At 53.9% G+C, this 21973-nt stretch carries 19 protein-coding genes and 1 pseudogene; 15 read left to right on the plus strand and 5 right to left on the minus strand.

What is annotated here, in order from left to right:
* Positions 1 to 53: 53 nt before the first annotated feature.
* The 5 genes from ACJRW5_RS23160 (at position 54) to ACJRW5_RS23180 (ending at position 4971) form a co-directional block, all read left to right on the plus strand.
* Positions 54 to 812: a class I SAM-dependent methyltransferase gene (locus ACJRW5_RS23160; protein WP_484572835.1), complete on the plus strand. Its 759-nt coding sequence runs from the start codon at positions 54 to 56 to the stop codon at positions 810 to 812.
* A 250-nt stretch (positions 813 to 1062) separates the two neighbouring features.
* Positions 1063 to 2208: an ABC-three component system protein gene (locus tag ACJRW5_RS23165; RefSeq protein ID WP_484572836.1), complete on the plus strand. Its 1146-nt coding sequence runs from the start codon at positions 1063 to 1065 to the stop codon at positions 2206 to 2208.
* A gap of 46 nt (positions 2209 to 2254) precedes the next feature.
* Positions 2255 to 2767 (plus strand): three component ABC system middle component, encoded by a 513-nt coding sequence (locus ACJRW5_RS23170; protein WP_484572837.1) that lies wholly within the window; start codon positions 2255 to 2257, stop codon positions 2765 to 2767.
* Between the two features lie 285 nt (positions 2768 to 3052).
* Positions 3053 to 4747, plus strand: a complete 1695-nt coding sequence (locus tag ACJRW5_RS23175) for a DUF3732 domain-containing protein (protein ID WP_484572838.1) — start codon at positions 3053 to 3055, stop codon at positions 4745 to 4747.
* 35 nt (positions 4748 to 4782) lie between these two features.
* Entirely contained in the window at positions 4783 to 4971 is a 189-nt protein-coding gene (locus tag ACJRW5_RS23180; RefSeq protein ID WP_484572873.1) for a hypothetical protein, read from the plus strand.
* Between the two features lie 115 nt (positions 4972 to 5086).
* On the opposite strand, the gene ACJRW5_RS23185 is transcribed toward ACJRW5_RS23180, so the two are convergent.
* Genes ACJRW5_RS23185 through ACJRW5_RS23195 form a run of 3 tightly spaced genes read right to left on the minus strand, consistent with a single transcriptional unit; the run spans position 5087 to position 8443 of the window.
* Entirely contained in the window at positions 5087 to 6988 is a 1902-nt protein-coding gene (locus ACJRW5_RS23185) for a solute symporter family protein (RefSeq protein WP_484572839.1), read from the minus strand.
* Positions 6975 to 7319, minus strand: a complete 345-nt coding sequence (locus ACJRW5_RS23190; protein WP_484572840.1) for a DUF485 domain-containing protein — start codon at positions 7317 to 7319, stop codon at positions 6975 to 6977. The genes ACJRW5_RS23185 and ACJRW5_RS23190 overlap by 14 nt, the downstream gene beginning before the upstream one ends.
* The gene (locus ACJRW5_RS23195; protein ID WP_484572841.1) at positions 7316 to 8443 is read right to left on the minus strand and encodes a M20 family metallopeptidase; all 1128 of its coding nucleotides are present in this window, start codon (positions 8441 to 8443) and stop codon (positions 7316 to 7318) included. Before ACJRW5_RS23195 ends, ACJRW5_RS23190 begins: the two co-directional genes overlap by 4 nt.
* A gap of 350 nt (positions 8444 to 8793) precedes the next feature.
* Between ACJRW5_RS23195 and ACJRW5_RS23200 the strand changes: the two genes are divergently transcribed.
* Positions 8794 to 10134: an aminotransferase class I/II-fold pyridoxal phosphate-dependent enzyme gene (locus tag ACJRW5_RS23200; protein ID WP_484572842.1), complete on the plus strand. Its 1341-nt coding sequence runs from the start codon at positions 8794 to 8796 to the stop codon at positions 10132 to 10134.
* Between the two features lie 87 nt (positions 10135 to 10221).
* Here the strand turns inward: ACJRW5_RS23200 and ACJRW5_RS23205 are convergent, their stop codons facing one another.
* A complete protein-coding gene (locus ACJRW5_RS23205) occupies positions 10222 to 10941 on the minus strand; it encodes a DJ-1/PfpI family protein (protein WP_218482281.1) in 720 nt (239 codons plus the stop codon).
* Between the two features lie 187 nt (positions 10942 to 11128).
* Here ACJRW5_RS23205 and ACJRW5_RS23210 point away from each other — a divergent pair, with 187 nt between their 5' ends.
* The 8 genes and pseudogenes from ACJRW5_RS23210 to ACJRW5_RS23245 all read left to right on the plus strand — a co-directional run bounded on the left by ACJRW5_RS23210 (position 11129) and on the right by ACJRW5_RS23245 (position 19753).
* A complete protein-coding gene (locus tag ACJRW5_RS23210; RefSeq protein ID WP_484572843.1) occupies positions 11129 to 12637 on the plus strand; it encodes a sigma 54-interacting transcriptional regulator in 1509 nt (502 codons plus the stop codon).
* Between the two features lie 316 nt (positions 12638 to 12953).
* Complete coding sequence (gcvH, locus tag ACJRW5_RS23215; protein ID WP_484572844.1) at positions 12954 to 13337, plus strand: glycine cleavage system protein GcvH; 384 nt, start codon at positions 12954 to 12956, stop codon at positions 13335 to 13337.
* Positions 13338 to 13346: 9 nt separating this feature from the next.
* Positions 13347 to 16196 carry an aminomethyl-transferring glycine dehydrogenase gene (gcvP, locus tag ACJRW5_RS23220; protein WP_484572845.1) on the plus strand — a complete coding sequence of 950 codons (2850 nt, stop codon included), beginning with the start codon at positions 13347 to 13349 and terminating at the stop codon, positions 16194 to 16196.
* 20 nt (positions 16197 to 16216) lie between these two features.
* On the plus strand, positions 16217 to 17473 hold the full coding sequence (gene glyA, locus ACJRW5_RS23225) for a serine hydroxymethyltransferase (protein ID WP_484572846.1): 1257 nt from the start codon (positions 16217 to 16219) through the stop codon (positions 17471 to 17473).
* A gap of 176 nt (positions 17474 to 17649) precedes the next feature.
* Positions 17650 to 17910: pseudogene (locus ACJRW5_RS23230) on the plus strand (serine dehydratase beta chain); the annotation flags it as partial.
* Between the two features lie 26 nt (positions 17911 to 17936).
* On the plus strand, positions 17937 to 18917 hold the full coding sequence (gene lipA / locus ACJRW5_RS23235) for a lipoyl synthase (protein ID WP_484572847.1): 981 nt from the start codon (positions 17937 to 17939) through the stop codon (positions 18915 to 18917).
* A 518-nt stretch (positions 18918 to 19435) separates the two neighbouring features.
* Positions 19436 to 19576 (plus strand): hypothetical protein, encoded by a 141-nt coding sequence (locus ACJRW5_RS23240; RefSeq protein ID WP_484572848.1) that lies wholly within the window; start codon positions 19436 to 19438, stop codon positions 19574 to 19576.
* 6 nt (positions 19577 to 19582) lie between these two features.
* Positions 19583 to 19753: a DUF6957 family protein gene (locus ACJRW5_RS23245; RefSeq protein WP_484572868.1), complete on the plus strand. Its 171-nt coding sequence runs from the start codon at positions 19583 to 19585 to the stop codon at positions 19751 to 19753.
* Positions 19754 to 19855: 102 nt separating this feature from the next.
* On the opposite strand, the gene ACJRW5_RS23250 is transcribed toward ACJRW5_RS23245, so the two are convergent.
* On the minus strand, positions 19856 to 20827 hold the full coding sequence (locus tag ACJRW5_RS23250; protein ID WP_484572849.1) for an AraC family transcriptional regulator: 972 nt from the start codon (positions 20825 to 20827) through the stop codon (positions 19856 to 19858).
* A 173-nt stretch (positions 20828 to 21000) separates the two neighbouring features.
* Here ACJRW5_RS23250 and ACJRW5_RS23255 point away from each other — a divergent pair, with 173 nt between their 5' ends.
* Positions 21001 to 21969, plus strand: coding sequence for a polysaccharide deacetylase family protein (locus ACJRW5_RS23255; protein WP_484572850.1), 969 nt, complete (start codon positions 21001 to 21003; stop codon positions 21967 to 21969).
* Positions 21970 to 21973: the final 4 nt, after the last annotated feature.

A 21973-nucleotide genomic window follows, 5' to 3' on the forward strand; every position in this document is an offset into this window, starting at 1 on the left:
ACCCCTGTAGGACACGTCAACCGTTCTAATCGCCAGAATTAGGGAGAAAAGAAATGCAAAACAGGTACGGACGACTCGCCTCTTGGATCTATCACCTCGATAAGCCAATTGGCCACTCATTCGGCGATTTGGAGTACTACCAGCAGCGCCTGATGGGGTGTGATGGTCCGATCCTCGAACCTGCGGTTGGCAACGGGCGCATCTTCATACCACTGCTTGAATTGGGCCTGGCCGTAGAAGGCTTTGACGCCTCACAAGACATGCTCGAATACTGTCGCCAGGAGTGCCTCAATCGGCGGCTTCCAATCTCCTTGACCTGCCAAACTTTCGAGCAGTTCAGCTACGATCATCGTTTCGCCGCAATCATCATGCCCGCAGGGTCGTTTCAGTTGATCACGGATACTGCGACGGCGATGACCGTGCTCAAGCGATTTTGGGATCACTTGCAGCCGGGTGGACAGCTGATACTGGACGTTGATCCAATTCAAGGCATCATCGGAGAAGGAAGCTCCGCTCGCAGCTGGGAGGTTGCTGGCAGTGACCTGCTAACGTTGACCTGCCATCGAGCCGAGATCAATTACATCAAGCAAACCACCCTCTCCCACTTGCACTATCAGCACTGGCGAGATGGTAACCTGCAGGGTGCCGAACTCGATCTGTTCCACTTACGGTGGTGGGGCGTCGATGAGTTGGCATTCGCATTGCGAGAAGCGGGCTTTGTGGATGTGGTGGTGTCGGGTAACTACCAGCACGGACGTCAACCCAGTCAGGATGATCACATCATCAGCTTTGAAGCGAGTCGCCCAAGCTGAAGAAAACTGGTCTGTCCTAGGCTGAGAGGCACTGACTGAGGTGGACAATACCCAGCTTAACCCAGCGTAAGGAGCATGTCGCAGCCGTCCGCTTCCGGCCAGAAGCTGCCTGTCAGTCTAAATCGTTTGAACTCAAACATCTAAGTGGCTCTCTGATATCATTCCTTGGCGTACACAGTGAAGAAACGCCCTTCAGCCCTTGGAGGGCGCGTCAATTAGGTCACCCTCAGCGAGGAAGAGCGAAGTAAGGATGCAGAAGAGCTCAGCAAATCCGGCATCGGCTCCAGGCCAATATTACGGATACTCCATACAGCCCACTCGTCAGTGCCTGCGTCTACTCCTAGCTCCTGCGGGCTCAATCGTTGCCCTGGAAGTGCTGGACGATGTCGATGTCGCCCAGCCTGACGACAACGTAACTGCAGAGCAGGTTAAGAGCGGCCTCGCGACCAACCCTATCTCGGACTGGTCAATCGATCTCTGGAAGACCTTCGCCAACTGGATTGATGCGGTTGAAAAAGGCTTCCTTGATCTCTCGTGCACCAGTTTCCACCTGTACGTTGTACAGAAGAAAAAGGGGGAGTTCGCTGACAAGCTGAAGTACGCGCACACGCAGGAAATTGCCCTGAACGTCGTCGCCGAGATCAAGGCTAGGTACGAGGCCGAAGAGCCCACCGGCTGCAAGAGCTACATAGAGAAGTTTCTCTCCTATGAGCTGGAGAAACTGGGGCAACTGATTTGCCGATTCGACTACGAAACCGGTGACAGTGATCCAGTAAAGCCGATCACGGACTACCTTCGGGCTACGGTGCCAGACGTTTTCCTAGAAAACGCCTGTGTTGCGGCCATCGGCTGGGTAAAAAAACGATCTGACGAATTGATCAGCGCAGGTAAGCATCCTGGCATCCAGAGGGATGAATTTACAGACTGGCTTTCAACCTTCAGCTCTGCGATCAACTATGATCATCTGTTGACCTATTCAGCTCCTGCGCCAAAGACGTCGGATGTTGAGTCCAACATCCCTGAATTTCCTGTGATGATGCGTCAACTCGATCTCATCGAAAGAAAATATCGAGATAAGCTTAAAGCTATGACTGACTTCATGCAGACCAAGGCAACCAAAATAAAATGGGCTGAGAAGGGACTAATAGTAGAAGATCAGTTCAAAGATTTTGAAGACAGACTCCTGGATCACTGGGAGCTCAACAGATTAAAGCTCAAGTCGCAGATTGAGCTTACAGATGTAGATAAAGGCCAGGCTCTTTATCTTGAATGCAGTTTACTTACGCCAAAAATCAATGGCAAAGAGATCCCTGAACACTTCACCAATGGCACCTTCCAGTACTTGTCGAACGACAAAGTAATTGGCTGGCACCCTAAGTACAAAGAACTCCTCTAGCACTAAAACCAAACTCGGCGCTAGACAATGGATCAAGAGCTATCGAATGGATAAAGGGATAAGAAGATCCGCTCAAGACCCTGACGAGGACATATACCTAGTCCAAAACCCGGCTCTTGGAGCAGCACTCGTGTGGCGGTTCGTTGAAGCTTATGCACCTAAGGCCGCAGGTAGACTTCCGGCACTGCCGCTTTTATTTATAATTCTCCCGATTATTTATCGAAAAGAGCTGCGGGATGTCGCTGCAAGTACTCAACTTTCTTCCGGGCTGAGACTTTTTGCAGGGAAGTTTAAAAAAGAACAGGAAATCCTGCATGGCATTCAGACTAGGATACTGCTCCTAAAAGAGCTGAGCCTATCGTCAATTTCTATTGCATTACAATGTGGCCTAATCAATATTGATACCAGAACTGCAGAAGCATCATCGTTGCGGCAAAAAGCGCCCAGGATCGATGTCGACGATATCAAACACATGATGAGGTCCGCCGAGAAACTTGGCCACTGGTGCAAAGATCTAACATTGCAGGAAGTGCAGGCAATTTTAAGGATAAAATTCTAATGAAACTCCAGGTTCTCAGACTTATTCTGTGGCCCCGTAATGGGGGGGAAGTATCGCGAATTAAAATTTACTCCAGGAAAAGTCAATATTATCAGTGGATCCTCAAAAGCTGGTAAATCTGCCGTTATCCCTATTATCGACTACTGCCTTGCATCTGACAGCTGCGCCATTCCTGTAGGCACTATCCGCAAAACGTGTGCGTGGTTCGGCATACTTATAGATACTGAAGAAGGCAAGAAGCTAATTGCCAGAGCTGAGCCAGGCGATCAGAAATCGACTAATGATATGTTCATCGTCGAGGGTCAAGAGATTGAGATCCCGGAGAGGGTTGATAGAAAGAATACGACGCGCGACGCAGTAAAAGAGAAGCTAAGTCTCTTATCTGGATTGCCTAATATCGGCTTCGGTGAAGACAGCAGTGAATTTGGATTCAAAACCAGGCCTAGCTTTCGAGACCTGATGGCCTTTAGCTTTCAGCCTCAGAATATCGTGGCCAACCCGGACGTCCTTTTTTACAAGGCGGACAGCTATGGCAACCGTGAAAAGCTGAAAAGCATCTTCCCATTTATTCTTGGGGCAATTGACTCCGATTCGCTGGTAATCGTTTGGGAGCTGAAGGAGCTGCGCAAGCAACTCAAGATACTGCTGGCTGAACAGGCTGCAGTAACGGCTGTTTCCAAACGCTGGCAAGCTGAAGCAAACGTGTTGTTCTATCGCTCCCGCGAGTACGGGCTGATCGACGCCAATGCTCAGCCTCACGGCGAATGGCCGAAGCTGTTGGCCCAACTAGGCCAGGTCGCAATCAAAAGCTCTAGGGACGCATCCCCCACACCTGCAGCGGTAGAGTCCACTACCGCAGTGCTAGCTGCGCTTCGCGCGCGCGAAGCAGTCATCAGCGAAAATCTTTTCGCAGCGAAGCAAAAGCTTGATGAGCTCAGGCAGGTCACACTGGAAGCCGAGTCGTACGCCAACTCCCTTCGCAGTACGGCTCAGCGACTTTCCCTATCAAGCTGGCTCAAGGGGCTGGCTGAGGAAAGCAAGGTTGCGAACCCGCTGGCCTTTCCAACGCTAAATGCTTCGACCCAGCTCGACGAGCTATGTGAAGCACTGGCCAAAATTGAACAGGTGGCTGCAGAGACGCCAGTGGTGTCAGCTTCCATCCAGAGTGAAATCATCCGTCTTCGGGAGCTGATTCGCCAAGACAGTGAGACGCTCATTGCCATTCAAACAGAGATCAAGGGCCTTGAGGCGAAGGACAAGTTGGTCGCGCAGCATGCTCTGAGGATGACGGACATTGACCGTTTCCTGGGCGGCCTTCAGCAATCACTTAACACCTATGCTGAGGCACAGAAGGACTCGGATCTCTCCGAGCGTATTAAAATTCTGCAAGAGCGGATCGGCCTGTTAGAGCCCAAGGTCTCAGACGAGGCCGTTAGGCAAAAGACGGCTCAGATTTTGAACTACATCACCCAAGTCTGTGCCCGCATCACTCCCCACCTCGATGCAGAGTGGGAAGACGCTCAGATCGCCCTCTCGATCCAAGACCTCGCCATCAAGGTTCGTCACGAGGGAAGAGACGATTTCTTGTGGGAGATCGGCAGCGGTGCAAACTGGCTGGCTTATCACATCGCAATGCTTCTGGCCCTGCAGCTCTTCTTCCTCAAGTCTGAAAATCATGCGGTACCTCACCTACTGATTTTTGACCAGCCCAGCCAAGTCTATTTTCCAATCAAGCGTGCGACAAAGCGAAATGATGAGGACTCTGGAGAGGATGAGCCGAGCTTGGATGACGAAGATCGCGACGCTGTCCGCAAGGTCTTTAACGTTCTTGCAAGGGCTGTCAATGGATCACAGGGCCGGCTGCAAATCATCGTTCTTGACCATGCTGGTGGCGAAGTTTGGGATGGCATTGATGGGGTGGTATTATCGGAAGAGTGGCGCGACGGCCTGAGACTTGTCCCCCCACGGTTCGAAACCTGATAACGTGCTGCCTTGAGATCATTGCGAGCCTGGGCATGAGCGGCGTGCAGTTGCAGCCGCTGGCCGATGCACTGCGCGAAGTAGTCCTTGGGCAAAAAATCATTCACGCAGATATGATGAATACGAAATCATTGGTTAGACAAGTTTTGACTTGTGTTTCGAGACGCGGAAAAGGTGCTGGCTCCTTTAAGGATTCGGGAGCCAGCATCGATGCCAAGTGGTAATTCGAGCGTGCGATTGCGGTGCACTTTGGGGATGCGGCCCTTCAGCTACCGCACGCTACAATAACTTCCATGTGTTTTTGTCTCTAAGAGCACAATGATAAAAAATTAAACCACGTTAATGACTAACAGCGTCTTCAACACCGATACCACTGTCACGTCTAAACACTAGAGCCCGCCATTTCTGATCAGCATCTATCCGCCGCCGGTAGAGCAAAGATCCCAACACTAGAAAGAGTGCGCCAAGTGGAACAGAAATTATTCCTGGGTTTTTCAAACTGATCAGCGGACCTTCCAAACCAACCAAGCTTTTTGTTTGCGTGCCAGTAGCGTCAAATTTATCCTTGTTCGCCTGTAGATTTGCGCGCGCCTTGGAAATTTTTGAAGTAAGGGTATCGATATCGTTTTGTTTGAGGTTTGGCTCATCAAGACGCAGTTTTAGCGTCCGAATTTCCTCTGTTAGGTTATTCATAGCTAGCGTAGTAGCTGCTCGAATGGCCAATGGGTATTGCATGTTAGGCGATACAAGTACAAGAGCTATTGCAGTTAACGTTCCACCAAGTACTCCACAGACAACACCAAATATGTTGCAGTGTTTCCAGTAAAGCGTACCTATCAAGGCGGGAAGGTTGGCAGATGCTGCAACGGCATAAGCAAGTGCGACCAACTGTGCCACATTTTGCCCTTTGGCTAACAGACTCACAAAAATAGCAACTGCACCTACAATAACCGCTGCAAGTTTCCCTGCAATCATCTGCTGCCGATCTGTAGCTTCACCCTTTTTGATTGCTCCTACATAGATGTCGTGCGCCAGCGAGGATGCAGCTGCGAGGGTTAACCCTGCAACGACCGCAACAATCGTAGCGAACGCAACTGCAGCTACTAGTCCAAGCAGTATGTTGCCTGATGCCGTAAGTGATCCGCCTCCGAGGAGCTGCGCAAGTAACGGAGCTGCCAGGTTGCCGCCTTTCTCACCAGCGATGATGTTCGGACTTCCCACATAATAAGCCGCAGCGAAGCCCAGGAAAATTATGAGTAAATGACATGCTCCAATCGCAAGCATGGCCCACAGCACAGACTTACGTGCGGTTTGTGCGTCACGAACAGTGAAAAAACGCATGAGAATATGAGGCAATGCAGCGGTACCTAGCGTAAGCGCCAAACCTAACGAAACTTGCTCCATTGGATTTTTCAGGTACAAGCCCGGCTCGAAGAATGTTTTCGTGACGAGCTTTGCATCCTCACCCGTAACAAGTGCGCGACCATCCGCAAGATAATCGAATAGCGTAGTTTGATTTATCAGCGATTCGAAAAAGGCTGCGATATTGAGATGGAATGGCAAAAGCGCTAGAACTGTTAGCCCTGCACAAGCGGTAAGCAACAAGCCAGCCTTGATAATTTGTACCCAAGTTGTTGCCGTCATCCCGCCAAGTGTAACGTATGCGAGCATCAGTACCCCAACGACGATGACGGAAACCTCATACTTCACGCCTAGCAAGGCATAGAGCAAGACCGCGCCACCAACAATTTGGGGAATCATGTAAGCAATTACAATTACCACGCTTGACGTTGCGGCCAGGATCTTAGACATGCGAAAGTCATAACGATACGCAAGTACATCTCCAAATGTATAGCGGCCAAGATTTCGACATGGTTCAGCAACAAATAGAAGAACAGGCATTAATGCTACAAAGAAACCTACAAGGTAAATGATGCCGTCAAACCCATAGAGTGCGATTAGACCTGACACCCCAAGAAACGCCGCGGCAGATAGATAGTCACCAGCAATCGCCAAACCATTCTTAACCCCAGAGATTCCTCCGCCAGCGGTGTAGAAATCACGAGTGCTTTTTCCTTGCTTTGAAGCCAGCCAGGTGATGACTAACGTCAGTAAAATGACCGTCAAAAAAGCAGAAAACGCATGAGGTCTGTATTCTTCTGGTACCAAATCTGCTGCATTTGCATGGGCTGCTATTAGCATAGCGCCACATCCGGAAGTACAGTGTTTAATTATGTTCATGGCCTGCTCCCCAGGTGCTGGCAAACAACTTTATCTGAGCATCAATGCGCTTCATGCGATATGCATAAATCAACGCGAGACCTCCAACAAAGAAATATTGCGACAATGCAAAGGCAGTTCCTATATTAAGCTCTCCGATCAGCGGTAATACATAGATATCTCGAAACCAGCCCGCGCCGATGATAAAAGCAAAATAGTAAGTGAAGAAGACCACGCTGAGCGTTATCAACATTCTATTTTTCTCAGCCATGCACTTTTCGAATGAATCGACTGCTGACGATTTTTCGCTGATCCGCAAATCCGCTTGGAATACTCGATGAACGGTGCTCACGATTGCCAGTCCTCCAGAATTCTGGAATAGATATTTACGCACTCATGAATGCGCTCCACGCTGCACCATTCATCTGTTTGATGCGCACAAGAGGGCTCTCCGGGACCTAGTACAATTGCTGGTACGTCGCCAAATACCTCTCTGAGTACAGGGCCGTCGGTAAAGAAGGCAACGGTGCGTGCCTGTGATTTCTCACCAGTAATTGACTCGACAGTTTCTGTTACCTGGCGAATCCATGGGTTTGAAAGATCGTTCGAAAGTGCCGGAACATCGACATCCGCTGAGAGCTGCACATTATCGCCGATATGGGCTCCAACCTTGCCGCATAAATCGTGATGCGAGATCCCGCATACGGTGCGAATATCGATGGTGAAGGCGGAGATGTCGGGAACTGAGTTGACATTCATGCCTCCCGTGATCGTGCCAACATTCAAGGTCGGCTTGCCGAGCAGTGGATCGACCGGAGTATCAAAGTCGAATTGCCGCAATTTTTGGATCGCATCTACAGTGTGGTAGATAGCGTTTTCACCAAGCTCAGGCATGGCACCGTGCGCAGTTTTCCCGTTTGCTTTGCCTGTTAGCCAGAGTGCGCCTTTGTGGCCAACAACACATCGGTTCGAGGTGGGCTCACCGATGAGCAGTGCACCAACGTCCATGCCAGGCAGGTCAAGCTCACGTAAGCGCTTAGCCCCTTCGCAGCCAGTCTCCTCACCAGCGGTCAGTACGACCAAAACTGGCGGCATAAAACCATTCGTAGCCTTGAACCTTTCCAGCGCGCTAAGGAACGCTGCGATACCGCTTTTCATATCTGAAGAGCCGCGACCGTAAAGACGATCGCCTATCACCTCGCCACCTAATGGCTGTTGGGTCCATGGGGCAGCCCCCAATGGGACTGTGTCGAGATGGCCTGTGAAACACAATCTCGATCCGGACGCCTTAGCGTTCCATGCAAGAAGATTGGACCGTCGCTTATCGATCGATTGGACCAGCGTTGCAAGCCCCAGTGCCTTTAGCGCCAGCTCCAAAGCATCCACGAGCTCGTCTTCATTGCCGGGGGGATTGATCGTATCGGTGCAAACCAGGTGTCGCGTCAATTCTATGGGGTCACGCAGACTTAGGGGCACGATGGGATTCCTTTGTTAGGAAACAAGAAGCCGAACCTAGACATGACGGGACAAACAGCCATGTACTGGTACGTTATTTTTTTTGTACCAGTCGAATCTATACCGGATCGCCAGGTAGGTCAACAGCAAAGCCACAAACGGTCGCAATCGGATACGACCGCATGTGCTCGGCATGAATCGCGCCCTTTTTTTGTCCTAGCGTTTGACTTCACGCATCGTGACGGTGCGTTTTTTGTGTAGATTTGTCCCAGTTCGAGTTAGTGTATGTCTACGTGCCAAGGAACCTGTCGTTCGTCTAACACCCCTCTCGAAAGGGTTGAGCGATCGCAAAAAGTTAGTCGAGGATTTGAATGTTCAAGCTGCAACCCCATGAAATTGCTGAAGGCAAGGCAGAATCGATTCGGCGTGCGATTGAGCAGGCCATCCTGGATGATCGTCTCAAGCCTGGTGAAAGCCTTCCCACTGTGCGCAGCCTTGCCGCTGACCTAGGCGTCAACAAAAACACTGTGGTTGCTGCTTATCGTCAATTACAGACGGCAGGCTTGGTGGTGTCTGATGGGAGACGCGGTTCGATCGTCGCGAACCAGTCTTCGCCCGGCCCATCATCCGAATCCGGCCTCCCTCAGATGATGTCAGTGCGTGACGGCAACCCTGATGTAGCCTTTCTTCCCGACGAGAACGATATTCGCGACGCGTTCTCTCGGATGAATCTGGAGAATCATCTTTATGGTGAGCAGCGGAATAACCCAGAATTCGTGAAATGGGCAGTGGAATGCTTCTCGGCAGACGATGTACCCGTGGATAAGGGCATTTTTGTTTCCGCCGGCGCTCTCGATTTGATCGAGCGCGCCCTCGACGCGGCCGGGCTCGTTCCGGGTGACAAGATTGGTGTAGAGGATCCCGGCTATATGAGTTTGCTAGCCTTGACGCGCTTGATGGGATTTGAACTGGTACCGCTTGCGCTCGATCAGCACGGGATCCTACCAGAAAGCTTGCAGTCAGCGCTCGATGGGGGCGTAAAAGCCGTTTTGTTTAGTAGCCGTGCACAGAATCCAACGGGCGTCTCGACCTCGAAAGAGCGCGCATTGGCACTGAAAGAGATCGCTGCCAATGCCGATGATGTTCTGTTCATAGATGACGATCATTCCAGCCTTCTACAGCTTGCCCCTTACAACCCTTGGCATGTTCGGGATGATGGACCCTGGCTCGTTGTCAGGTCGTTATCCAAATTTTTGGGGCCTGACTATCGACTCGCAGTCTCAACTGGGGACGTTCAGACAGTAGAGAGCCTCGAAAACAGACAGGCTGTTGGAATGGGCTGGGTTAGTACGTTCTTGCAACGTTTGGCTCTGCAGCTTCTCACTAGCCCAGCGATGCGCAGAAAATTCAGCACAGGCGGCGCAGCTTATATCGAGCGCCATACAGCGCTGCTTACTTTGCTGAGGAAAAAGGGTTTTCGCGTGCTTGGAGGTGCAGGGCTTAATCTGTGGTTACCCATCGCCGATGAGCGTGCAGTTGCTGAGCGGCTGTTTGATGCTGGTTGGCTCGTGCGTACGGGGCGTGATTTCTGTGTCGCCCCCCAGTCGGGCATTAGGATCACTTCCTCAAAAATGACTCCGCAACAGAGCATCGTGTTTGTTGACGCACTTCTCGCTGCGCGCCACGCAGTGGCAACGACACTCTCCGCTTGAGCGAGAAGCAATGATCAATGCCACCAAGTACTTTGGTTGGCATTGATCGCCTCGCTCTCCGTGTAGAAAGCTCCCCCCGCCGTGAACCTAAGCTTCGGCCAATGCTTTATTGGCTCGTGCGGCTTGATAAGCGCGAGCAGTTCCGAGACGCTTGGCCGTTATTGGCCCTGCCCGCTCTGTGACCGCGCGCAAGACATTTGAGGGGGCGCTTTTGGGTGAGCCCGCCTGAAATGGCGGTTCCGGATCGTAAGCCATATAGAGTTGTAGCTCCTGGGCTACCGTGTCTCCTCGCAACAGCGAAGCCAGTACCAGCGAACCATCTATCCCGGAAGTCACTCCGCCAGCGCTGACAAATTTCCCGTCAATGACAACACGCTCATCACTTGGGATGGCTCCAAAATACGGGAGTGTTTCCATAGCAGTCCAATGGGTTGTCGCGCGTTTCCCCTCAAGCAGCCCAGCCCCGCCGCACAACAATGCGCCGGTACAAACTGAGAAAACGTACTTTGCGTTTGCTGCTTGCTTTCGGAGAAAAGACAGCACGACCTCATCGTGCATTAAGTCTTCCTGCCCATATCCGCCTGGAACAAGCAGCACGTCGAGTTGTGGAGCCTCATCCAACGTCGTGTCAGCCAGCAACAGCATTCCGAAGAGATCACGAACAGGCTCCTTGTCCTTCCAGATAGTCAAAAAGGTCGAATTTGGCACACGCGCCAACGCTTCGAACGGGCCGGTGAAGTCGCACTGATCCATGTTCGGAAAAATCAGGCCGCCGATAGTCAGGTGGGTTTCGAGTGGAATGGTCATGCTTGCTCCGACATCATCAAGGTTTATGGTACAAAACACCTTATGTACCAGTACAATTATAGGCTATTGTCTTGCCTGTCAATGAATTTTCGCTCGGCAGCACGGCGTACAGATTTCTGGCATGAGGTTTCGCCTCTCAGATCACTCCGCTTTTCGCCCAGTCAAACGCACCCTCGTCAGGTCACCTATGCGTATCCACGTCACGTTCATCGATCGAGTAGGTATCACCCAGGAAGTCCTAGCCCTGCTTTGCGGGCGCAGTTTCAATTTGGATGCAGTGGAGATGGTCCCGCCGAACGTTTACATTGATGCTCCGACGCTTGGTGTCGAGGTGTTGGAAGAGTTGCGAGAGGCCCTTCTCGGGGTGCAGGGCGTGCAGGCAGTGAAAGTGGTCGACCTCCTTCCTGGACAGCGTCGACACTTGCAGCTCGATGCGTTGCTTGCTGCCAGTTCCGACCCGGTGCTGGCGGTGGATGAATGCGGCCATGTTCTGCTGGCCAACCCTGCGCTGATTGCCTTGTGTGGGCGCGAGCCGGCAGGCGAGTCACTGGCCAAGCTGTTCAATGATTCTGATTTGTTGACGTCGCTGATCGAACACGCTTTTCGCTTGCCGATGCGGGAGGTCAGCCTCGGTGGCCAGACCTTGTTGCTCGATGCTATGCCGATCACTGAGGCCGGCGCTTTAATAACGCTCTACCAGCCTAGCCGACTCGTCGGGCGTCTGTCGGCGCTGCGCCATGACCCCGCCGATGGGTTTGATGCGCTGCTCGGTGATTCTCCTTCCATTCATCTACTCAAGGCTCGCGCCCATCGCGTGGGGGTGCTCGATGCACCGCTGCTGATTCAAGGCGAAACTGGCACGGGTAAAGAGTTGGTGGCCCGCGCCTGTCATGCGATCAGCAGTCGGCGTGACGCGCCGTTCCTGGCGTTGAACTGCGCGGCATTGCCAGAGAATCTCGCCGAGAGTGAGCTATTCGGCTACGCCGCGGGCGCCTTCACCGGCGCGCAACGGGGCGGGAAGCTTGGCCTGCTTCAACTGGCCGATCAAGGTACGGTATTCCTCGACGAAATCGGGGAAATGTCGCCGTATCTGCAAGCTAAGCTGCTGCGTTTTCTGAGCGATGGGTGTTTCCGTCGGGTTGGCGGGGATCGAGAGGTCAAGGTCAACGTCAGGATCCTCAGTGCGACACACCGCAACTTGGAAAAAATGGTTAGCGAAGGCGATTTTCGCGAGGACCTGTTCTATCGCCTCAACGTGCTCAATCTGCAGGTGCCGCCGCTGCGCGAGCGCGGCAACGACATCCTGTTGATGGCCCAGCACTTCATGCGGCAGGCCTGTACGCAGATCCAGCGTCCGATTTGCCACTTAGCTCCCAGCACCTTTCCCGCCCTGCTCGGCAATCGCTGGCCGGGCAACGTGCGACAGCTGCAAAACGTGATCTTTCGGGCGGCAGCCATTTGTGAAACCTCTGTGGTGGAACTCGACGATCTGGACATTGCGCGCACGGCGGTGGAGCGCCAGAGCACTGTAGAGGTAACGAGCTTGGAGGAAGCTGTCGCAGGTTTTGAGAAAAACCTCCTTGAGCAGCTGTACAGCAGCTATCCCTCCAGCCGGTTACTGGCGGGGCGTTTGCAGACTTCACACAGTGCGATTGCCATCCGACTGCGCAAGTACGGTATTCCCGGCAGGCCTTGAAGTCTTGGGCAGGGTGTATGGTCGTTGCTCCAAAGAACATTGTGCGCAAATCAATACGCAGTATCGAAACCACGACGAAACCTTTGCGCCCGTCTACCTCGGCTTTCGCTTTCTGCCAGCCCGGATAATGTATTTATTTCAATACGGACAGTTCCAATTAACGACTTAAAAACACCTTAACCATTTGATTTAAAACAATAATTATATTTGGCATTGCCCTTGCATATTCCTCATCGGACGCGCTCGCTACCGGAGTCGAGTCTGCCTACCGCCATCCACCCCCACCGTGGATGAGTCAGAACAATGAGGATTAGATATGAGCGAATTGCGTTTTACTGAAGATCACGAATGGCTGCGTATCGAAGCTGACGGCACTGTCACTGTCGGTGTCACCGCCTTCGCCCAGCAGGCGCTTGGAGATGTAGTATTCGTCCAGGTCCCGGAGTTGGGAAGTTTCAAAGTCGGCGCTGAGGTCTCGGTACTTGAATCCGTCAAAGCCGCTAGCACCATCGGCATGCCACTCGCTGGCGACATCGTCGAAGCAAATTCAAAGCTCATTGATACCCCGGAACTGGTCAACGAAGATCCGTTCGGCGAAGGCTGGTTCTTCCGCTTTCAACCTGCTGAGCCGGCTGCACTTGTACGGATGCTTGACCAGGTCGCCTACAACCAGCTGATCCAAGACCAGGCCGGGGAGTGAGGATGTCCCATGACTGCGCTCCTCGACACCTGTAATGAATTCATCGCTAGCCATATTGGCCCTCGTGCCGATGACGAGCAAGCCATGCTCCTCAATCTCGGTTTTGAATCCCTGGAAGAGCTGACTGCGAGCGTGATTCCGGACAGTATCAAAGGTACCAGCGTGCTCGGTCTCGAGGACGGCCTGAGCGAAGCTGACGCCCTCGCCGCAATCAAAGCCATCGCTGGCGAAAACCAGTTGTTCAAAACCTTCATCGGCCAGGGTTACTACGGTACCTACACGCCGTCGCCGATCCTGCGCAACCTGCTGGAGAACCCGGCCTGGTACACCGCTTACACCCCATACCAACCGGAAATTTCTCAGGGTCGTCTCGAAGCACTGCTGAACTTCCAAACCCTGATCAGCGACCTCACCGGCCTGCCAATCGCCAACGCCTCGCTGCTCGACGAAGCCACCGCTGCTGCTGAAGCGATGACCTTCTGCAAACGCCTGAGCAAGAACAAAGGTAGCCAGGCGTTCTTTGCCTCCGTGCATTGCCACCCGCAGACCCTCGACGTGCTGTGTACCCGTGCCGAGCCGCTGGGGATCGAAGTAGTGGTGGGTGACGAGCGTGATCTGAGCAACGTAACGCCGTTCTTCGGCGCATTGCTGCAATACCCGGCGAGCAATGGTGATCTGTTCGACTATCGCGAGCTGACCGAGCGATTCCACGCCGCCAATGCGCTGGTCGCGGTGGCCGCCGACCTGCTGGCCCTGACCCTTCTGGCCGCGCCGGGCGAATTTGGCGCTGACGTGGCCATCGGCAGCGCGCAACGCTTCGGTGTGCCACTGGGCTTCGGTGGCCCGCACGCCGCGTACTTCTCCACCCAGGAAACGTTCAAGCGTGACATGCCGGGTCGTCTAGTCGGTGTCTCGGTGGATCGCTTCGGCGAGCCGGCGCTGCGCTTGGCGATGCAAACCCGCGAGCAACACATCCGCCGTGAGAAAGCCACTAGCAACATCTGCACCGCACAAGTGCTGCTGGCCAACATTGCCGGCATGTACGCCGTATACCACGGCCCGAAAGGCCTGACGCAGATCGCTCAGCGTGTGCATCACCTCACCGCGATTCTGGCCAAAGGCTTAAGCACTTTGGGTTTGAACGTCGAACAAGTCAATTTCTTCGACACCCTGACGATCAAAACTGGCGGGCAAACCTCATCCTTGCACGTGCGGGCTCATTCACAACAGATCAACCTGCGCGTAGTGGATGCTGAACGTCTGGGCTTGTCTCTCGATGAAACCAGCACCCAGGCCGACGTTGAGAATCTGTGGAGTTTGCTGGCTGAAGGCAGCGCGCTGCCGGACTTCGCCACTCTTGCTGCGAGCGTGCAAAGCACCATCCCAGTGGCCTTGGTGCGCAAATCTCGAATCCTCACTCACCCGGTGTTCAACCGTTATCACTCGGAAACTGAGCTGATGCGCTACCTGCGCAAGTTGGCGGATAAGGACCTGGCATTGGATCGCACCATGATCCCGCTGGGCTCGTGCACCATGAAACTCAACGCTGCCAGTGAAATGATCCCTGTGACCTGGGCAGAGTTCGGCGCCCTGCACCCCTTCGCTCCGGCCGAGCAAAGCGCCGGCTACCAGCAACTGACCAATGAACTGGAAGCGATGCTCTGCGCTACCACCGGTTACGACTCGGTCTCGCTGCAGCCGAACGCAGGTTCCCAAGGCGAATACGCCGGCCTGCTGGCCATCCGCGCCTATCACCGGAGCCGTGGCGAAGACCGTCGCGACATCTGTCTGATCCCGTCGTCTGCCCACGGCACCAACCCGGCCACCGCGCAAATGGCTGGCATGAGAGTCGTGGTGACCGCCTGCGATGCTCTTGGCAACGTCGACATCGAAGACCTGCGCGCCAAGGCCATCGAGCACCGCGAACACCTCGCCGCGCTGATGATCACCTACCCGTCGACCCACGGCGTCTTCGAAGAAGGGATCCGCGAAATCTGCGACATCATTCATGACCACGGCGGTCAGGTGTACATCGACGGCGCCAACATGAATGCCATGGTTGGTCTCTGCGCGCCTGGCAAGTTTGGCGGCGACGTCTCGCATCTGAATCTGCACAAGACTTTCTGCATTCCCCACGGCGGTGGCGGCCCAGGCGTCGGCCCGATTGGCGTCAAGTCGCACCTGACGCCGTTCCTGCCGGGCCACGGCAAGATGAAACGCAAGGAAGGCGCGGTCTGTGCGGCACCGTTCGGCAGCGCGAGCATTCTGCCGATCACCTGGATGTACATCCGCATGATGGGTGGCGCGGGTCTCAAGCGCGCTTCACAGTTGGCAATTCTCAACGCCAACTACATTTCTCGTCAGCTCGAAAAGCACTACCCGGTTCTGTACACCGGTAGCAACGGTCTGGTGGCGCACGAGTGCATCCTGGATCTGCGCCCGCTCAAGGACAGCAGCGGCATCAGCGTCGACGACGTGGCCAAGCGCCTGATCGACTTCGGCTTCCATGCACCGACCATGTCGTTCCCTGTAGCCGGCACGCTGATGATCGAGCCGACCGAAAGTGAATCCAAGGAAGAACTCGACCGCTTCTGCGACGCCATGATCCGTATCCGCGAAGAAATCCGTGCGGTGGAAAACGGCACGCTGGACAAGGACGACAACCCGCTGAAAAACGCCCCGCACACCGCGGCGGAACTGGTTGGCAAGTGGTCGCACCCGTACAGCCGCGAGAAGGCGGTTTACCCGCTCTACACCTTGGTGGACGCCAAATACTGGCCGCCGGTTGGCCGGGTAGACAACGTGTTTGGCGATCGCAACCTGATCTGTGCCTGCCCGTCCATCGCTGACTACGCCTGAAAACAACAGAGGATCACACCATGTTTAGCAAACACGACCAGATCAAAGGCTATGACGACGAACTGCTAGCCGCGATTAATGCCGAGGACGCGCGGCAAGAACATCACATCGAGTTGATCGCCTCGGAAAACTACGCCAGCCGACGGGTGATGGAGGCGCAAGGCAGCGGTCTGACCAACAAGTATGCCGAAGGCTATCCCGGCAAGCGCTATTACGGTGGTTGCGAGCACGTCGACGTGGTCGAACAACTGGCCATCGACCGTGCAAAGCAATTGTTCAGCGCCGATTACGCGAACGTCCAACCGCATTCCGGCAGCCAAGCCAACGCGGCAGTGTTCTTGGCGCTGCTCCAAACCGGTGACACTGTGCTGGGCATGAGCCTGGCCCATGGCGGGCATTTGACCCACGGCGCCAAAGTGAGCTTTTCCGGCAAACTCTACAATGCCAAGGAGTACGGTATCGACGTCCGTACCGGACTGATCGACTACGATGAAGTCGAGCGCTTGGCCGTCGAGCACCAGCCGAAGATGATCATAGCCGGCTTCTCGGCTTACTCCAAAACCCTGGACTTTCCGCGTTTGCGCCAAATTGCCGACAAGGTCGGTGCTTACTTGTTCGTCGACATGGCCCATTTCGCCGGGCTGGTGGCGGTCGGGTTGTACCCGAGTCCGCTGCCTTACGCCGACGTGGTCACCACAACGACCCACAAGACTCTGCGTGGACCGCGCGGTGGCTTGATTCTGGCAAAGTCCAATCCTGACCTGGAGAAAAAACTCAATGCCGCCGTGTTTCCCGGTGGCCAAGGTGGCCCACTGATGCACGTGATCGCGGCCAAAGCCGTGTGCTTCAAGGAGGCGTTGGAGCCGGAGTTCAAATCCTATCAGGAGCAGGTGATCCGCAATGCCCAAGCCATGGCGAACGTATTTATCAAGCGCGGTTATGACGTGGTGTCTGATGGCACCGACAACCATCTGTTCCTGGTTAGCCTGATCCGGCAGCGTCTGACCGGCAAGGACGCCGATGCGGCCCTAGGTCGCGTCGGCATTACCGTGAACAAGAACGCCGTACCCAACGATCCGCAATCGCCGTTTGTGACCTCCGGGTTGCGCATCGGCACGCCAGCGATTACAAGCCGTGGCTTCAAAGAGGCCCAGAGTATCGAAGTGGCTGGCTGGATTTGCGACATTCTCAACCACCTCGGCGATCCTGATGTCGAGGCCCACATCGCCCGACAAGTCGCGGCCTTGTGCAGCGACTTCCCGGTGTATCGCAGCTGAGTTACTGAACTCAATAAGCGCAGGAACGAGCTGATCCGTTCCTGCGCTAGGACTCCATTTGGGAATCATTCGATGCCACGAATCATCAAGCGTGAGGCGGTTAATCCGCTCTCACAAAAATATGTGTCCAACCGAAGATTGCGCCAATTCCTCTAATAAGAAATCGGAGAACAACCATGTCGTTAAGCGTGTTCGACCTGTTCAAAATTGGCATCTGCCCCACCAGCTCCCACACCGTCGGCCCGATGCGCGCCGCCTCGCGCTTTGTCGAAGGCATGCGCGATGAAGGGCTACTAGCGAAAATCACTTGCGTCAAAGTCGAACTTTACGGCTCGCTTGGCGCCACCGGCAAAGGACATGGCAGCGACAAGGCTGTACTGATGGGGCTCGAAGGTGCGTACCCAGACACCGTGAACACCGAAACCGTCGCCTCCCGCCGCCGTTATGAGTTAGTGGAGAGCGTATGAGCACACTACAAAAAACATCCCAAGCGTCCCAAGTGAAAGTGGAGGTAGGGGTTAAATTACGTGGCGCGGAAAAGGTCGCTCGAATTCCGGTAAAAATCATTCCAACCGATGAATTTCCACGTAAGCCGGATTGGATACGAGTACAAATTCCGGTCAGTCCCGAGGTAGAGCGTGTTAAGCAAATTCTTCGTAAGCACAAACTACACAGTGTGTGCGAAGAAGCGTCCTGTCCGAACCTAGGTGAGTGTTTTTCTGGAGGCACGGCAACCTTCATGATCATGGGTGACATCTGCACCCGTCGCTGTCCGTTCTGCGATGTCGGTCATGGTCGCCCAAAGCCCCTAGACGCTGATGAACCCCGCAACTTGGCGATTGCCATTGCTGACCTGCGCCTGAAGTATGTGGTCATTACCTCGGTCGATCGCGATGACTTGCGCGATGGCGGCGCCCAGCACTTTGTCGATTGCCTACGCGAAATCCGTAAGCTATCGCCAGGTGTTCAGCTGGAGACCTTGGTCCCGGATTATCGTGGCCGTATGGACGTCGCCTTGCAGATAACAACCAGTGAGCCACCCGACGTATTCAACCACAACCTCGAGACTGTACCGCGCCTTTATAAAGCGGTACGACCGGGTTCGGATTTCGAGTGGTCCCTAGATCTTTTGAAAAAGTTCAAGCTGCTAGTACCGAATGTACCGACCAAGTCAGGCCTCATGCTGGGGCTTGGGGAAACCAATGAGGAAGTCATTGATGTGATGAGACGCCTACGTGAGCATGACGTTGACATGCTTACCCTTGGCCAGTATCTACAGCCTTCGCGTAATCATTTGCCAGTTCAGCGTTTCGTACATCCGGACGAATTTTCCTGGCTCGCGGATGAAGGTAGCCGGATGGGCTTCGAGAATATTGCATCAGGACCATTGGTGCGCTCGTCCTACCATGCCGATCAACAAGTTGAAAAAACCAGGAATCGATAGCCTGATTTGCTATTTAGTTGTATATATCGGTTGCTGCGACGCTCACAGCCAAGCTACACATGCGAGTGCTGGGGAACCAAAACCGTCGCCCCTGGATACCCGTCACATGAAGTTAATCCTGCTAAGGAAAATTACCTCGCCAACAAATAAACGCGGCTCACATCGACATAAATAATCATCTGCGACAACTTGCCACAGATTGCACGCCTGGATCTCAGGCGCACCCCACCTCAAAGATTAGGCCGTCTGGTGCGGCGGCCTGTCGCACTTGTGGTGTCAAGACACTCTTATCAAACTCAAAACACCTTCGTGACGTGCTTTCTGCCAAGGAAATTTACCACCCCGCCCAACCGCACATTACGTGAACATCTAATACCTTTATGGAAAGAATTTATGTGCACATTATCTAATACGCACATGCACACATACACAATGCAAGATACTTTCTCAATAATTTTCCATCAGGGCTTACTCTATAACTCTGTGTCCGGTAAAAGCAGATTTTATGGGTGCAAGCCATGAAGGAGCTGACTGAAACTGTGGATCTTCTCTACGGCGATGGCATATCCATGCCAGGAGCCAAGGTCTGTCAGGATGAAGCGGTAAGTATCGTCCGTGAACGCTATCCATATGCTGAATATTGCATCGTTACTGATTGACAATGGATAGACTTAGATGTCACACCTACACAAATCGAAGAGCTAACCAGAACAAATCGAAAGCCCGCAGTTATCTACACAGATATCGTGATCTACGATATCTGTCGTCGATGGGATGTCGGCGACTTCGTACACACAAGCTTCCTACATAAATTCGATTTAAATACTCATTGGTAATGGCGTGAGAAAAAACGACTCTAGAAGCTATTGGGGTCAGTAGCTTGGAGTCGGCTCTCATTAAGGCACGATAGCTGCGTTGAGGGGCTCGCTCCCGGTGGCCTAGCCCCCGCCCCTGGCATCATCTCTGGCAGCTATACCAAACCGACGCTTGTAGGCTGCACTGAAGTAGCTAGCACTGCTAAAGCCGACCAAGTACGCGATGCTGGAGACCTTATGTCTCAAGGGGCGCTGACGCAGCATCATCTGTGCGCGCTGGAGTCGCGCTTCCAACAAATATTCCCTTGGAGAACTGCCTTCTAGCTGGAAAAGTTTCTGCATGTAGCGCGCCGATATCCCATTGGCCGCCGCGACGCCGGGGAGTGTCAGATGTTCATCGTCCAGGTGAGCGTGAATGAATTGCTTCAGTCGATGAAGCAGTGCGGACTGCGCCGTGTGTGCACTTCCTCTGAGATCGTTTTGCCCATCGAGCAATAATGCCGTGAGATCGAGCAAGTGCATCATCACCCGCTCGAACTCATGGGCCTGCCATCGACCAAGGTTGGCCCGCACGGTGTCGGCATAGCCGAAGAGGGCTTCGAGAGTTGCACTACCTGGCGCAAAGCCGATACCACAAGCATGCGTCAACCCCGGCAGCTTTGCATCCAACAGCGTGCGGTCGCAGGCAATAAAGGTGGCTGAGAGCGGCTGGCGATAGAGCATCTGGTGCGGACGCGACATGTCGACTAGCACACCATCACCGCGCTGGAGCCGAATCCGATGGCCGCAATGCTCTAACTCGAACTCTCCGCTCGTTACCAGCCCGAGCTCGTAGCGGCTCACACCATCAGAGCTGGCTTGCTTCTCACTTCGCGAACTTGCCGCCTGTGCTCCCTCAAACGCCACGAGCTGGGCGTCGCCACCTACCCTAGCGACGAGATTACCGCGATAGCCTGCGACTCGCGCGCCCTGAAAAGCCTCCTGTCCATGGAGATCGGCAACAACGCGTTCCCACGCGTCGAGCTGCCACACAGTCGGTACGCTTTCGGTGGAGAAAGACAGAATGGGCGATTCGTTGGCCAAGCTAAAAGTCATCACAGCTCATCTCCTGACAGACATTCTGGCCTCATAAAACCTGAGACTTGCGGAGGGAGTCCTGCTTGCGAGCGCACAGTTCGCTGGGGAGCAAGAAAGAGTGCGCGTAGACACAAGTCCACTATCTGCACCATCACTACTATGCAAGGACTATATAACAAGAGACAAGATTTATGAGCCTCCTCTCCAAAGAGCCGCTGCCGCTTGAAGTTGTAGTCACCATTGACGATATGCTGATCTGGGACGGCTCACCACTGCCGCCAGGCTACACACGCGAAGGCATCGTAACCTCACTGATACAAACTCTGGCGAAACACCAGATCGGCGGTGTCTATGGCTTCGCGCATACCTCTCTGCTGGATCAAGATCGCGGACTGAAGGAGTTGCTGGAGCATTGGGTGGACAGCGGTCACCACCTCGGCAATCACACACACTGTCACGCCTGCCTGAATTGGGTGTCTGCCAAAAGCTATTGCGAGGACATCAAGCGCTCAGAAGATGTCATCGGCGACCTGATTGAAAAAGCACCCAGCCGGTACTTCCGCTACGCCATGGACATGACGAGCCCTTCCGAAGCCAAGCGTGGCGAAGTGGAGGACTTTCTCGCGCTCAATGGCTATAGGAATGCGCCCGTCACCGCATGGTTCGGCGATTTTGCATGGATTGTCCCCTACGCCCGCGCCCTGATGAATAAGGACATGGCTAGTGTGCAAGCGCTACGAACGAGCTACGTGAATGCCGCAGTCATGATGCTGCACAACCACTCGAAGATGGCCCGTCGGATCTTCGGTCGCGATATCCCCTACATCTGGCTGATCCATGGCACTGCGATTGCGATGGATGCGATGGATGACATCCTCTCGGCCTTCAAAGACCTCGGGGTTAAATTCGTGACATTGGATCACGCCATGAAAGACGTGGTGCACCGCACCATGCCACCCGTATCGCCGAAATTCTTGAACCACCTCCAACGTTTCGCTCTCACGCAGGACTTTGATCTAGACGGAGTGCCGCTAGAACAAATGCGCGAGGTGTTGGAAGCGTCTCCCATCGCCGGCATGGAGAGCTTTGCCGTTTACGACGACGTGCTTCGTAAGATGTGCGAGCGCGCAGGTGGAACCTTTGAGTGGGATTGGAGTTGATCTA

Origin of the sequence: Pseudomonas pichavaramensis (genome assembly GCF_050473265.1) — a bacterium.
Classification (GTDB): Bacteria; Pseudomonadota; Gammaproteobacteria; order Pseudomonadales; family Pseudomonadaceae; genus Aquipseudomonas.

Bases quoted from the DNA above. Each gene is read 5' to 3' on its own strand.
- ACJRW5_RS23160 (WP_484572835.1), top strand. From the start codon at position 54: ATGCAAAACAGGTACGGACGACTCGCCTCTTGGATCTATCACCTCGAT.
- ACJRW5_RS23165 (WP_484572836.1), top strand. From the start codon at position 1,063: ATGCAGAAGAGCTCAGCAAATCCGGCATCGGCTCCAGGCCAATATTAC.
- ACJRW5_RS23170 (WP_484572837.1), top strand. From the start codon at position 2,255: ATGGATAAAGGGATAAGAAGATCCGCTCAAGACCCTGACGAGGACATA.
- ACJRW5_RS23175 (WP_484572838.1), top strand. From the start codon at position 3,053: ATGTTCATCGTCGAGGGTCAAGAGATTGAGATCCCGGAGAGGGTTGAT.
- ACJRW5_RS23180 (WP_484572873.1), top strand. From the start codon at position 4,783: ATGAGCGGCGTGCAGTTGCAGCCGCTGGCCGATGCACTGCGCGAAGTA.
- ACJRW5_RS23185 (WP_484572839.1), bottom strand. From the start codon at position 6,988: ATGAACATAATTAAACACTGTACTTCCGGATGTGGCGCTATGCTAATA.
- ACJRW5_RS23200 (WP_484572842.1), top strand. From the start codon at position 8,794: ATGTTCAAGCTGCAACCCCATGAAATTGCTGAAGGCAAGGCAGAATCG.
- ACJRW5_RS23205 (WP_218482281.1), bottom strand. From the start codon at position 10,941: ATGACCATTCCACTCGAAACCCACCTGACTATCGGCGGCCTGATTTTT.
- ACJRW5_RS23210 (WP_484572843.1), top strand. From the start codon at position 11,129: ATGCGTATCCACGTCACGTTCATCGATCGAGTAGGTATCACCCAGGAA.
- gcvH (WP_484572844.1), top strand. From the start codon at position 12,954: ATGAGCGAATTGCGTTTTACTGAAGATCACGAATGGCTGCGTATCGAA.
- gcvP (WP_484572845.1), top strand. From the start codon at position 13,347: ATGACTGCGCTCCTCGACACCTGTAATGAATTCATCGCTAGCCATATT.
- glyA (WP_484572846.1), top strand. From the start codon at position 16,217: ATGTTTAGCAAACACGACCAGATCAAAGGCTATGACGACGAACTGCTA.
- lipA (WP_484572847.1), top strand. From the start codon at position 17,937: ATGAGCACACTACAAAAAACATCCCAAGCGTCCCAAGTGAAAGTGGAG.
- ACJRW5_RS23240 (WP_484572848.1), top strand. From the start codon at position 19,436: ATGAAGGAGCTGACTGAAACTGTGGATCTTCTCTACGGCGATGGCATA.
- ACJRW5_RS23250 (WP_484572849.1), bottom strand. From the start codon at position 20,827: ATGACTTTTAGCTTGGCCAACGAATCGCCCATTCTGTCTTTCTCCACC.
- ACJRW5_RS23255 (WP_484572850.1), top strand. From the start codon at position 21,001: ATGAGCCTCCTCTCCAAAGAGCCGCTGCCGCTTGAAGTTGTAGTCACC.